15 protein-coding genes and 1 pseudogene are annotated in these 12,850 nt (G+C 34.7%); 4 read left to right on the top strand and 12 right to left on the bottom strand.

Translation table 11 applies throughout. The features are described 5' to 3' along the window. Positions 1 to 675: 675 nt before the first annotated feature. A complete protein-coding gene (locus GMB29_RS07490; protein WP_136357651.1) occupies positions 676 to 1,053 on the top strand; it encodes an SET domain-containing protein in 378 nt (125 codons plus the stop codon). Between the two features lie 100 nt (positions 1,054 to 1,153). Here the strand turns inward: GMB29_RS07490 and GMB29_RS27970 are convergent, their stop codons facing one another. The 7 genes and pseudogenes from GMB29_RS27970 to GMB29_RS07455 all read right to left on the bottom strand — a co-directional run bounded on the left by GMB29_RS27970 (position 1,154) and on the right by GMB29_RS07455 (position 5,894). Next, positions 1,154 to 1,414, bottom strand: coding sequence for a hypothetical protein (locus tag GMB29_RS27970; RefSeq protein ID WP_168733949.1), 261 nt, complete (start codon positions 1,412 to 1,414; stop codon positions 1,154 to 1,156). Positions 1,415 to 1,807: 393 nt separating this feature from the next. Continuing rightward, positions 1,808 to 2,254 (bottom strand): GNAT family N-acetyltransferase, encoded by a 447-nt coding sequence (locus tag GMB29_RS07480; protein ID WP_136357649.1) that lies wholly within the window; start codon positions 2,252 to 2,254, stop codon positions 1,808 to 1,810. Between the two features lie 81 nt (positions 2,255 to 2,335). Further along, the gene (locus tag GMB29_RS07475) at positions 2,336 to 3,211 is read right to left on the bottom strand and encodes a DMT family transporter (protein WP_136357647.1); all 876 of its coding nucleotides are present in this window, start codon (positions 3,209 to 3,211) and stop codon (positions 2,336 to 2,338) included. A gap of 286 nt (positions 3,212 to 3,497) precedes the next feature. After that, positions 3,498 to 4,010 (bottom strand): DinB family protein, encoded by a 513-nt coding sequence (locus tag GMB29_RS07470; protein WP_196305233.1) that lies wholly within the window; start codon positions 4,008 to 4,010, stop codon positions 3,498 to 3,500. 416 nt (positions 4,011 to 4,426) lie between these two features. After that, positions 4,427 to 4,822, bottom strand: a pseudogene (locus GMB29_RS07465) (sugar O-acetyltransferase); the annotation flags it as partial. After that, a complete protein-coding gene (locus GMB29_RS07460) occupies positions 4,823 to 5,356 on the bottom strand; it encodes a prephenate dehydratase domain-containing protein (RefSeq protein ID WP_136357645.1) in 534 nt (177 codons plus the stop codon). 82 nt (positions 5,357 to 5,438) lie between these two features. Then, entirely contained in the window at positions 5,439 to 5,894 is a 456-nt protein-coding gene (locus GMB29_RS07455; protein WP_136357643.1) for a GNAT family N-acetyltransferase, read from the bottom strand. Positions 5,895 to 6,108: 214 nt separating this feature from the next. On the opposite strand from GMB29_RS07455, the gene GMB29_RS07450 reads away from it, so the two are divergent. Beyond that, entirely contained in the window at positions 6,109 to 6,537 is a 429-nt protein-coding gene (locus GMB29_RS07450) for a MarR family winged helix-turn-helix transcriptional regulator (RefSeq protein WP_136357641.1), read from the top strand. A gap of 128 nt (positions 6,538 to 6,665) precedes the next feature. Beyond that, a complete protein-coding gene (locus tag GMB29_RS07445) occupies positions 6,666 to 7,292 on the top strand; it encodes an FMN-dependent NADH-azoreductase (protein WP_136357639.1) in 627 nt (208 codons plus the stop codon). Between the two features lie 225 nt (positions 7,293 to 7,517). Here the strand turns inward: GMB29_RS07445 and GMB29_RS07440 are convergent, their stop codons facing one another. Then, complete coding sequence (locus GMB29_RS07440) at positions 7,518 to 8,018, bottom strand: CBO0543 family protein (RefSeq protein ID WP_136357637.1); 501 nt, start codon at positions 8,016 to 8,018, stop codon at positions 7,518 to 7,520. A 428-nt stretch (positions 8,019 to 8,446) separates the two neighbouring features. On the opposite strand from GMB29_RS07440, the gene GMB29_RS07435 reads away from it, so the two are divergent. Next, positions 8,447 to 8,908: a hypothetical protein gene (locus GMB29_RS07435; protein ID WP_155443849.1), complete on the top strand. Its 462-nt coding sequence runs from the start codon at positions 8,447 to 8,449 to the stop codon at positions 8,906 to 8,908. A gap of 794 nt (positions 8,909 to 9,702) precedes the next feature. Here the strand turns inward: GMB29_RS07435 and GMB29_RS07430 are convergent. From GMB29_RS07430 to GMB29_RS07415, 4 genes are all read right to left on the bottom strand, one after another. Then, positions 9,703 to 10,422: a YebC/PmpR family DNA-binding transcriptional regulator gene (locus tag GMB29_RS07430; protein ID WP_136357632.1), complete on the bottom strand. Its 720-nt coding sequence runs from the start codon at positions 10,420 to 10,422 to the stop codon at positions 9,703 to 9,705. A gap of 336 nt (positions 10,423 to 10,758) precedes the next feature. Next, the gene (locus GMB29_RS07425; RefSeq protein ID WP_136357630.1) at positions 10,759 to 11,181 is read right to left on the bottom strand and encodes a hypothetical protein; all 423 of its coding nucleotides are present in this window, start codon (positions 11,179 to 11,181) and stop codon (positions 10,759 to 10,761) included. 81 nt (positions 11,182 to 11,262) lie between these two features. Further along, positions 11,263 to 11,868, bottom strand: coding sequence for an ABC transporter ATP-binding protein (locus GMB29_RS07420; RefSeq protein WP_136357628.1), 606 nt, complete (start codon positions 11,866 to 11,868; stop codon positions 11,263 to 11,265). Further along, on the bottom strand, positions 11,858 to 12,781 hold the full coding sequence (locus GMB29_RS07415) for an ABC transporter ATP-binding protein (protein WP_136357719.1): 924 nt from the start codon (positions 12,779 to 12,781) through the stop codon (positions 11,858 to 11,860). Before GMB29_RS07415 ends, GMB29_RS07420 begins: the two co-directional genes overlap by 11 nt. Positions 12,782 to 12,850 lie beyond the last annotated feature (69 nt).

The following is a 12,850-nucleotide window of genomic DNA, read 5'->3' as shown; positions in this document are numbered from 1 at the left end:
GCGTTGCCAATTTAGTCGGAAAAATTTTCGTATTAATCCTTGTCATAGCACCTTTACTTTTAGTTACTGCTAAATTCATGTTAAGTGAATCTTTAAACTTTCATGAAAGTTAGATGATCCAGAAAGCGTTTGCATTATTCACATACCCGGCACTTTCCTTCTATAACCATATCTTAATCATTTTTGAAGTAACTTCATAGATTACGTTACTTTTGTTCGTATTTTGTAATTAAAAAAAGTAAGCAATTCACTAATGAACTGCTTACCGTAGTATGAAGCAATCCTTAAAGATTGTTAAATATTTGTATTAAATTCAAATTCACCCTTCAAAGCATAAACTTTATTACCCTTGTTCAACTAATGAATGCTTTGCTTTCCCCAATAACTGAAGCAGCACCAGTAACGACAACTTTTTCCCCTTCACAGTAGCTACCTAAACAATTAGGTCGCATACTAAGAAAAATATCAGGTTAAATACTCCGCTTCTTTCAAATAATAAAAGAAAGAATATATTACTTCTCTATAACATTTACAAAAGAATGCTTTGAGTTTATTATTAACCTGTTCGTTTAAAAGCTACACGAAATTGATGAAGGATTTATATCGATAGAGATTATACCTTTATTATCAATCAAAAGCTAAAAATAAATCATAAAAGATGAGAAGGTGACTAAGATGATTGAGGTAAAAACCTCTCCACTAAGTGATGGAGAATTCAATAGAGGGGTATTCGCAACATGCGATATAGCAAAAGGGGAACTTATACATAAAGCACCTGTTATTCCTTATCCTAACGACCAACATAAACACATTGAGAAAACATTACTCGGTGATTACGTTTTTGAGTATGGGATAAACCATACAGCGATTCTTCTTGGTTATGGAATGCTGTTTAACCATTCGTATGAACCTAATGCAACGTATGATATTAATTTTGATAATCACACATTTGATTACTATGCTTATAAAAATATAAAAGCAGGAGAAGAAATTCTAATCAACTATAATGGTGATGTCGATGACAAAGACCCGCTATGGTTTAATAAAGACTAAAAAAGTATTGAGGATGTGCATTATGTTTTTATACCATCCTAAAAAGTAACACCCCTCTTAGAGTAAGCTAATATCTCATTGGGGGGTGTTGGTTAATTAACTAACCTGAACGGAGATAATAAAGATAAGTGTCACTTCTATAAGAAAGCTCCCGAATTCGTTCAACCCCTACCAGGCTAATGACACTCTGTATAGGAACTACTAGAGATTTACCCAAATCGTCAGTGTGAACTTTGTTCATTCGTGATGCTAACCAAAGAGCCAGGTGTCCTCCTGCTGAATGCCTAAGAATAACCAATCGAGAAAGGTCAAGCTGGAAACGATCATCTAAATTTGACAGATGATTTACAGCATCTATCACATCATGAAATGTACCTGTCCAGCCTCTTCCATCTTCTTCGACCCTCCGATCCTTCGATATTCAATATTCCATGCTGCATAACCACGACGAGTTAAGTCATTAACAATTGAATCATTTTCTTCGAGTCCATATTTCGCTTGCCAAAAATCTCAATGAATAGTAATCACTACGAGACACTTCCAGTAAACTCCGGAATACGCAATTCTCTAAATTGTGATGAGTGATCTCCATATGCTATTTGAATCGAAGAAACGGATGTCTTTTATAAACCTCTTTCTCTCTATAAGTTACTGACTTTTCATCACTTATATAGCTTCTATTCCTATTTCATTACTTCAACAAAAAAATATGTTAATCCATTTGGATCATAGCATCCTATTAAATAAAAAGGTGTCATTCAAAGCTTTTCTTCATAACTATCCGATTCTCATTCATTACATAGTTATTTTTTTCATAAAACGCTTGCGCAGGTCCTCTATTTGCAGTTAATAAGTAAAGACTATGTATATCTCTTTTCTTTAGTTCACCCTCTAAACAAAGAAGCAATTTTTTACCATATCCTTTACCTTGAATTATATTATTTATACAAAGTTCAGCCAAATAAAAAGTTAATCCTTTAGATGTTTTTTTACTATTACCTGCAATGAGACCAATTAAATGGTCATTTTCGTATAATAAAAACCCAAGGAATTTTGGTGTATGCAGTAAATCAGTAAGTCTTTCCTTAGTAGTTTGATATGTCCAGGTTTCATTCCACGGCTCACAATTAAAAACGTTTATATAGAGTTCGATACATGGTTCCAATTTATCAATTGTCATAGGTACAATTGTTTCTGACACGATAAACTCTCCTTTCACCATAATAAGATAGAAAAGAACCTTTGGACTTATAGATTCCAAAGGCTTTCATTCTTGATTCTTCTACTTTTCTTCCCTAATAACCAGCAAAACTCCACTAAGAATTAAGATTGAACCTATCCAAAACGTTCCACCTATGTTTTCTCCTAACAAAAGCCATCCAAGTATTGTTCCAACTAAAGGTTGAAAAAAGAAAAATAAACCTCCACTTGAAGCATTCAGCAATTGTAATCCACGATTCCAAAGGATAAATGCACAGGCAGTTGAAACGATTCCCAAATATAAAATTCCACCCCAAATTGACGGATGAGTTAGTTGAGAGAAATTAATTTCATCTAAACGTCCCAATACAAAAGGAGTCAGAATAATGATGGCAACTAAAATTGAGTAAGTTGTCACAACAATTGGAGAATAATGACTTGGAACACGTTTTAAAAGTACAGACATCAGTGCCCATGTTAATGCTGCAATAAGCAGCGAAATTCCACCTAGTTGGTTGGACATGTCAATTTGACCGTTTCCAACAATAAGGAATACTCCAGATGTAGCTAAACCAACAGATAGGCACTTTTTAAGGTTCAACCGTTCGTTAAGCAATAGCCTCGCAAAAAGAACCATAAATGCCGGTGTTGAAGAAGTAATGATTGCTCCCATTTGTGCCGTAGACAGGTTCGTACCTATTTCTTGAGTTACAATCGAAATCGTATTACCAACTATCCCAATAATGCTAATCAATAAGATATCACGTCTATGAATCCGCCATGACTGTTTTTTTACCAAGCCAATAATGAGCAAAGCGATAATAGCTACTAAATATCGCATCCAAACAAGTTCTAATGGCGGTATAACTGATACGACAACCTTAACAACAACGTACATACCACCCCAAATACTGGCGGCTAAAGCCAAATAGATCGAACCTAACAAAGTGTTTTTCATTTTTGCACCCTCCGTATTTAAGTCTAGGTCAATATAAATGCCCTAACGGAGAGAAGTAGTCACCTTACCTCCATTATGGGCGGAGAAGGGCTACAGGTACATCATTTTCAAATAATGGAATCCAAAGCATGTTTATTCACCTCTGTCACAGATTAAAGTATTGTTATTATAAGTGAACGCAGTAGAGTAGTAAACTAGTATTTAAATACCTTTTCATACAAGTCACTTGAAACTTGCTTATCTTAGAAAGGAATTAACCTTTTATTTTTATTGATGAAGAACATTCTTATCTTTGGCTAAACCATTTTCGAAGTTGGTTAACATGTGCTTGATGATACCTATTATGGTCTGCTATATGCCAGATCCCCCATCTGATAGTAGCTTCTTTTCCATTTTCATAATCAACTGTTTGATTTAATTGTTTATCTGTTAACTCGTAGCATAAATATTTAATCATGTCTATAATTTCATCATAATCATTAATAAGAATCTCTAGAGAAATACCATTAATTTGCGGTATTTGGTTGTTTTCATTTAACATTGGACCGTATTTCGCTTCAAGTTCTAAGGGCATATCCTCCCCCTTTATTCGAAACACCCAGTTGAGATCCACGTAAGCTAAATGCCTTAGTAATTGTGCAGTACTGTTGTATTTTTGATTAGGACCTTTATAATCTAATTCATCCTGTGTCATACCAGCAACAATCGATTTTAACCGATTATAATTCCCCTTCACCATTGAGTAAAGCATTCCTACAACAGGTTCCATTTCAGGCTCGCCTCTTACATCTAAAATCATTTACACACACCTCAGATCTTTATGCTGTATAGAATTTTAGGTTAGCTACATCTAACTTTAAAAAAACATGACATACTGAAGTATAACTGGCGATCCAAAATAAATTGGTTCTTCTTTTTCACTTAACTCCTAATAGAGCAACTGTCAATAACGTTAAACCTATACTTAATAATAAAGATATTCCCCAATGTCTCTTTTCTGTCATTTTAAGAAGTATATTTAAGACTGAGCTAATACAAATAAAAAGTAAAAATACAAATATAATCATAAAAAATTCCAAAGATACAATTCTCCTAACCTATGAATATAGGTAACACTTCTATCCACTTTATTTAAATAAGCAATAAAAGTTAAGAAACGACTGCTCTTATTAAGCTGTCTTTTGTCATGATGAAATTTCTATTCTCCAATTTGTTTCAATATTTTCCAGAATTCCCACCGACCACATCATCATCTGGTACATCCTTTGTTACGACTGCAACCAGAAGCAATCACAACATTATTCCCTATGTTAACTCCTGGATTTATGACCGTTCTACCGCCAATCCAGACATTATGACGAATATGTATTGGTTTTCCGTACTCTGCACCCGATATTCTTTCCTCTGTTACTTGGGTGAGTTGCTGTAAAGATATGTACATCTGGTGCGATAAAACAGTTATCACCCATGCGAATTTCACAAACATCTAAAAAGACACAATCAAAATTGGCATAGAAATTTTCACCAACGTGAATATTATAACCATAATCACAAACAAAACGTTGGTTCTATGTATAGACTTTCTCCTGTTGACCCAAACCGTTCTTTTAATTAATAGCCTACTATATAAAAAATCGTATAGTCATTATCATTTTCTATATTTTCTGCTAATATTTCTAATCCATATAACTGTGCTGCCCTTTTTGAAGCAATTGCTGCTGTATGTTTCTGCTTATTTTCAGCAATATATCTCGCACCTGCTGCTGTATTAAAATATTCTTCTAATGATACATTCATGTTACGAAGAAACATACTGCATTCCTGAAGGGCCTTTGGATGTGAACAGACGGTATTGACTGTTTTTATTTGCTCACCTTTTAAGGCCAATAAGCAATGATGGGTATGGAGCTTATAGGTTGATTTCACATTCCAATCCCCTGATTTCAATAGTTTCATCACCTCTGTTACATCACCAGAGTTTGATGTCTTTACAGGTACTGCCGCACAATCAGATCGTTTCTCTTTAACAGAGTTTAAAGCATCTTCAAAACTAGTACAGTACACTATTTTTATATCTTCGCTAAATGCTTTTTGTGCAGCCATTTCTGCAAAAGAACCTTCAATTCCACAAATAGATATGATCATTTAACAGCTATCCTTTTCATTTTTTCGATAAATTATATCAATCCGTTTTAACAATGCCGAAAAAGGATCAACATCTAAAAAACTATAATTCCTTCGTCATAAATACACTATTTATATCTTCAATATAATCTGAAAACGGCTTACAATAGTGAAATCCAAAACTAGCATATAATTTTTGAGCCGGTTCAAAAGCCTCCATTGAACCCGTTTCCAAACTAAGACGCTGATAGCCTCGCCGTTCTGCTTCTCCAATGATGTGTTCGAGCAGTCTCCTAGCAACACCCTTCCTTAAATGTAAGGAAGACGTTCGCATTGATTTTATTTCTCCATGTTGACGACCAAGCTCCTTAAGCGCTCCACAGCCAAGTAGTTCATCTTTTTCCCAAACACTCCAAAAAGTAATTTCCGGTTTTCTTAATTCATCAAGATTCAAGGCATGGATACTTTCTGGCGGGGAATGTTGGGACATACCGTGTAGATGTTCCCCAACTAATTGAGCCACTTCAGGTCCGGTTAAATCATCAATTTTAATATTCAAATGACATCCCTCCACACTATATTTTTTTAACACTAGTATATGTTTTCGTATAGTTATACTCAACTATTTACTGTTCTTCTGAAAAACTGCTTTATATCTAACTAAATTTACATAGTAAAATAGGACTAGATTCAATTAATTTATTTCGTAGAATACATTGACAATTTTCAGTCAATTACATATAATTCGATCAGCCGAATATAGGGGGATCTCCATGAATTTATCTCTAAATGATTATATAAGCATTTTCATTCATCAAACAGATTTAACCGTTACAAATTGTGTAAAAAGTAAATTAGCACCTTTCAATCTGGCACCGGAACAAAATCTTATTATGATGCTTCTTTGGGAAAAAGATGGAATGACTCAAAATGAAATAGCTGAAAAGCTTTTAAAAGATAAAACCAATATTGCAAGAATGGTTTCTAATTTGGAAAAGAAGGGGTTTATTAAAAGAGAGCCATGTGAAAAGGATCGGCGCTCTTTACACTTGTTCCTTACTAATAAAGGGAGAGAGCTAGGTCATAGAGTCATTCCTATTACAGAAGACCTTAACAAGCTAGTATGTGAAGGGATCACAGATGAAGAGTTAAGTGAAGTAAGAAGAATTCTTTCTAAGATTCAGGAAAATGTACAAAGGTAGTCCGTACATTTTCCTGAACAATAGTTGCTACACCAACTATATGTATGGTATTATGATCAAGGTTTGCATGCAACTCTACTAAAAAGTTGCTATAGCAACTTTTTAACTACATAATGGGGGAATTATATATGACAAATGTTTTATTTATTAAGGCAAATTCACGACCAATTGAACAAGCAGTAAGTGTTCAGCTTTATCAAGCTTTCCTTGAGAGCTATAAAGAATCTCATCCAGACGATACTATTACAGAGCTTGATTTATACAATGAGAATTTACCTTATTTAAATCCAGACATGATGAATGGAATGTTTAAATTAGGCAGAGGCTTAGAATTAACGGCTGATGAGAAAAAGGCAACAGATTTAATTAACAAATACTTGGACCAATTCCTTGCCGCAGATAAAATTGTTTTTGGATTCCCGCTTTGGAACTTCACGATCCCTGCTGTTCTGCATACTTATTTAGATTATCTAGGTCAAGCAGGTAAAACATTCCGTTATACAGCAGAAGGCCCTGTTGGATTATTACTCGATAAAAAAGTTGCAATATTAAACGCAAGAGGCGGCGTGTATTCTGAGGGACCTGCACAAAGCGTCGAGATGTCTGTTAACTATGTGCAAACGATTTTAAACTTTTGGGGTGTTACCGATCTTACAAAAGTAATTATCGAGGGACATCATCAATATCCTGATCGTGCTGAAGAAATTATTGAAGAAGGCATTAAGAAGGCAATGACAGCAGCGAACATATTCTAAGAGTTTATTTGCTTCAACCTATGACGAGCTACACATTGGTTATCCCAATGTGGCTCTTTTTTACATGTATAGAATAAGGATTTTTGAGCAAAATGAGGAACTGAATGAATACTATAAGTGGCTAATTTGAAATGAAAAAAATAAACACCTAAATTTCTCCTCAAGTCCTCTCCTTATATTAAAATTTCTCGAAATAAACACTGATCTCATTTTTTTAGCACAGAATTATTTAATAGGAATAGAATTTAGAAATATGAGAATAATTGAAATTGTTACTGATAGAATCAACGTTATTACTGGCATTTTAAAGTGCAACCGAATAAGAATAAACATTAGAATGTTAAACAAAAATGAGTCAAACAAAGTCCACCCATGGTGATATGTAAAAGTACCTGTTTTTAATAATATCCATTCATTTATTGTGTAAATAATAACCCACAATGCCGTCCACCAAAACGAGATAAAATGGTCACGTGGATACTTACCTATATAGATTAAAACAGTGCAAGCAAAAACAATAAACTCTCCCACTAAACAAATAAGTTCGTTTTTTAACGGCCATGTTGGCTCAAGCGTCCAAAGTCGATGTTGATATGAGACATAATAATAAAGAACGTCACCAAGAATGAAATAAAGGATCGTTGCATGATACTTGTTCCAATTTCTCCAGTCTCCCCAACGTAAAGCCGCAACTATCCAAGTACTAACTCCAATAATTTCCGCCATTTTTTCTCCCCTAATACAATAGGATTACAATCTATATAAAATAGTAATACCCACTAAGACGATGAGATACTAGTAATGAGTACTTTTTAACACCGCGCAAATGATTATTCTTATTGATCACTTTTTTATTTTCTGTAGGTCCATCATGTTTTAAAAATGAAAAAGATGAAGTTGATCTCCTGGTTATTTAGGGTCACCTCATCCTATTCAGGCTTTAATTTTGCTAATCCAGTCCCACTACCATTTGAATACCACACCCTAAAATGTTCGATGCTTTCTAATAAAAGACATTACTTTTCAAGAAAATATTTGGTACAATGAGTCATGGTATTTCAGCAATTTTCGTACAATTTGCATTTTTTATGTATAAGCCTGCAAAATCATTCGACAATCGCGTAATAGAATCTATTTATGATGGGAAGATATGTATGATTAAGTTTTTACTTAGGAAATCCGTTAAGCCGCTTTATATAGGAAATCAACTAATAGAATCTACACCATATCTCGCAATCGTTGTACCTAAATATAGCAGGTACCAACGTGACGAATTTTTAAGTGAATTTACAAGTATTGCTTATTCTCATGGACTAATAAAAAGAAAAAAACCAATACATGTGAATTATTGGTATGACGGACCACATGGTAATATGGGGTTACGATTGTGGGAAGATGGGGCGTATCATCACGCTAAAAATGGTGTCATTGGAATATCCAGGTTAAACATCCATCCTGATATCGATCCTAACCTATTATTCGACATTGTAAAAAGTGCAGTGAAAACCTTACTGGATAACAATAACATCGTCTTTTTCCTTCCAGCAGAACATGAAGAAAATTATGTAGAATTCTACCAAGATTTATTCCCGGAAGCTAAAAAGTTTATTATATGATTTTTTGAATACATTTTGTTTAACATGAATGTTGATAGTTGAGTCATTTACCATAGACTCCAAGCCATGATAAAAAGTCACGCCTGATCATACTCCTTCACTCCCTTTTTTTTCAAGCACAAAAATGCTCTACAACAAATTAAGTAGTAAGGCGTAAAAAGAACATTATGGAACGAAAGCGATCATTATTGAATAACTTCTATCATATGAAACTTAGTTTGTATTTATCTTTTTGATTGTTTCTTTTTGTAAAATGATATGAAATTTAATGCCCTTTTATCCTTAATACAAGGTTCTTTTCTTTTTACAAAAGCACCTGATTAATAGAATTTTAAAAATAGTACGGGATTATTTATATAGGATTGGAACCCCCAACAATATTTTAATCCAAAAAAAAGATCTGCATAAGCAACCTTTAATCTCGTATTCTAGCACCATTATTACTGCCTTATTACCTGCTTGAATCGCGCTTATCAAGATAGGAGTTACCTGTTTTTATGTGAAATTTATTCTACTTCTACAACTCCTTCTTTAACTTTTACTCTTCCTTTCACAATCCGCCTGTTATTCATTAAGTATTAGTTCACCTTCATACCTTATTATTTAGTTACAACACTGTTACATCCAATCAACTACTCGTAGGATTGATGATTTTATAAATAATTGTTAAAGAAGAAAACTAAAAAAAAGAGGTTCCAGTTTAAAAAACTCCTGTTACTCAATATCCTGATTTTAGAAGTATAAACAAAAAGACCTTTTGTTATAAAACATAAGGTCTTTTTGGATTTATTATATCATTCACCAAGGTCCACATTGTGATACACTTGCTGAACATCTTCTAAGTCTTCGATCGCATCAATCATTTTTTCGAATTGTGCTTGTGCATCTTCAGGAAGTGTTACTTCACTTTGTGCAAGCATCGTTAATTCTGCAACGGTAAATTCTGTGATCCCTGCATTTTTAAATGCCTCTTGTACAGCATGGAATTGGTCAGGTTCAGCATACACGATAACCGAATCATCTTCACCGATGATGTCACGTACTTCAACATCTGCTTCCATTAAGAGTTCAAGTACTTCATCTTCTGTCTTGCCTTCGATACCGATAACAGCTGTTGCATCAAACATATAAGAAACAGAGCCACTTACTCCCATATTTCCGCCGTTTTTACCGAATGCAGCACGAACTTCAGATGCTGTTCGATTTACATTATTTGTTAATGCATCAACAATGACCATTGATCCATTTGGCCCGAATCCTTCATAACGAAGCTCATCATAGTTTTCTTCAGAGCCGCCTTTTGCTTTTTCAATTGCGCGATCAATAATATGTTTAGGTACACTGTATGTTTTTGCACGCTCGAGAACAAATTTTAGCGCTTGATTTGATTCTGGATCTGGTTCTCCTTGCTTTGCTGCTACATAAATTTCACGTCCGAATTTTGCATAGATACGACTAGTATTTGCATCTTTAGACGCTTTTTTCTCTTTAATATTGTTCCACTTACGGCCCATATTAACACTCTCTTTCCACATTAAATCTATACTACTAATATGAAAAAACTTTCCGCACAATCCTAGAAAGCTTCCATTCATGAACTAAGATATATTATACCTCAAAAATAACATTTATTTAAGAGGGAAAAGAAGTCTAATACTGTGTGTATTTTTCCGGGAAAGGTAGAGTTTCGCTGATATATTCAGAATTTAGCTGATATATCCTTTATTTTCGCTGATATATATCTATTACAATCTCATATTCTATATTTGAACTAAAATGAACCACAGTTTAAACAAAAGAAAAAAGGCAGATCAGAATGACTGCCCAATTCCCCTTTTCTTACCTATTATTTAACTTTCATCCATTTTTTCTTGAGACTCTAATCTTGCTTTTTCTTTTAAATAATGTAAGTAGTTTGTTTTATCCTCAAGCTCTCGTTCTAAATAGCCGAGATAGGCAAAGAGGAGACTAATATCTTTTGATATTTCCCCTGTTTGATGGATATATTTCTCTCTTATTTTTCTAACTTCTTTTTTCACGATCCACCGCTCATTTTTATTGTCTATTTCAACGGTTTCAAAATGCTCTACATTTGTTTCTGGGATTAGCTCAATTCCCATAAAGCGTTTTATTGGATTTTCATCACTTTTATTGATGATATAGACGAATTTTTCAGATTCCAGTTCAGATAATGCATCAGGATGGATTTTAATTGATTTTGGAATCACATCCTGATTAACAATAAATTCCTTTAAGCGATCAACAACCTTCATACTTTTACCCCCATTTTTAAGCACTAAAGTTACATTAGTACAACCTATTCAATAGGAGCTGAAAAAAGTACAATCATCATCTCATTGGTTCTGATCAAAATGGATGACTTTATCGCAGAGTCTCTGCATTAACTTAGCTTCATGGCTTACGACTAGAATTCCCATTTCCCGTTCTTTTGCAATTTCAAGGACTGCATGCCAAATTTGAGCTTGTGTGATGGCGTCTAGCATTGTTGTCATTTCATCTGCGATTAAAAATCGAGTTTGCGGACCAAGTGCCCGAGCTACACAAAATCTTTGCAGCTCCCCGCCGGACAATTCATTGGGCCATCTTGATAACCATTCACGTTGTATCCCTAACGCATCTAAAATCTTAGCATCAGGCTGCCATCCTTCGTTTAATGTTTTTTCCATTTTCCATCGTGGATTGACGGCTTTCTCAGGATGCTGAAAAACTAATTGGACTGGGTGGTAGCCTTTATTAGAGATGGGTGCTCCATTTAACGTAACTATTCCCATTTTTGGAGTCAATAAACCAGCTAATACCCGACAAAAAGTGGTTTTCCCACAGCCGCTTGGACCAATTAAGCCGACGATCTCTCCTTGTTCTAATGTTACATTTATATTTTTAAATATCCATGGTTGTTTACCATAACGAAACGCTAAATCATGTGCTTTAAGTTGCATGAATACATCTCACCATCCCATTGCGTAGTGTTCTCATATCAGGTCGTGTGTTTCTGCAATCTGCTGAAGACATTTCACAGCGTGGTGCGAATAAACAACCTTGAGGCAAGTGACTTGGATGAGGACTTGTACCTTGTATTGGGATAAAATCATTTTGCGGAAGAGCTCTCCACAATGCCTTCGTATATGGATGGCGTAATGCTTCACCATTTCCTTGGAAATTTTCAACAGGTGCAATTTCAACTGTCGTACCTGCATAGAAAACGGCAATTTTATCGGCAATCGTTAGGGCTGATTCGATATCATGTGTAATAAGCATGACGGCACACCCTTTATCGGCAAATTCTCGAAAGCTTTGCAGGGCTTCAGCTATAACAACTGGATCAAGTCCAGGTGTCGGTTCATCAGCAATAATAACTGAAGCACCACTTACCATTGCTGTTGAAAGGAGTGTTCTTCGCGCCATACCGCCAGATAATTGAAAAGGATACATGTGTTCAACATTCGATTTTAAATGATAGCGTTCGAACACTTCTTTTTGTGCGGCCGCTTTATCCCCCTTCTTTGCGGATGTACGGACCTGTGCTCCGACACGCATAAGCGGATCTAGAAAATTAACGGATTGTGGAATTAACGCAATTTCTGTTCCTCTTAACTCACTTTGGCGCAAAGGAGTGAGCTTTTCACCGGCATATTTTATTACGCCACCCATCCTGGCATTTTCTGGCAAAATTCCTAAAATGGCATGTGCAAGCAAACTCTTACCAGATCCACTTGCACCCACTACTGCAAGAATCTCACCTTTTTCAATTGATACATTCAAACTAGAAATGACGTTACTAGTTTCTTGAATGAGACCTCTTTTATATTGTTTGAAAGATACAGATAAATTTTCTACTTCAAGGATAGGCATAATATCTCCTTTATATATGAAAAGCGTAAACGCCTGATAGCCTAGATTTGCATAAGATCTTTTTCTATC

This window comes from Metabacillus sediminilitoris, assembly GCF_009720625.1.
Taxonomy (GTDB): domain Bacteria; phylum Bacillota; class Bacilli; order Bacillales; family Bacillaceae; genus Metabacillus; species Metabacillus sediminilitoris.
Note: the sequence above shows the minus strand (reverse complement) of the source record. Positions and strands in the feature narration are given on the sequence as shown.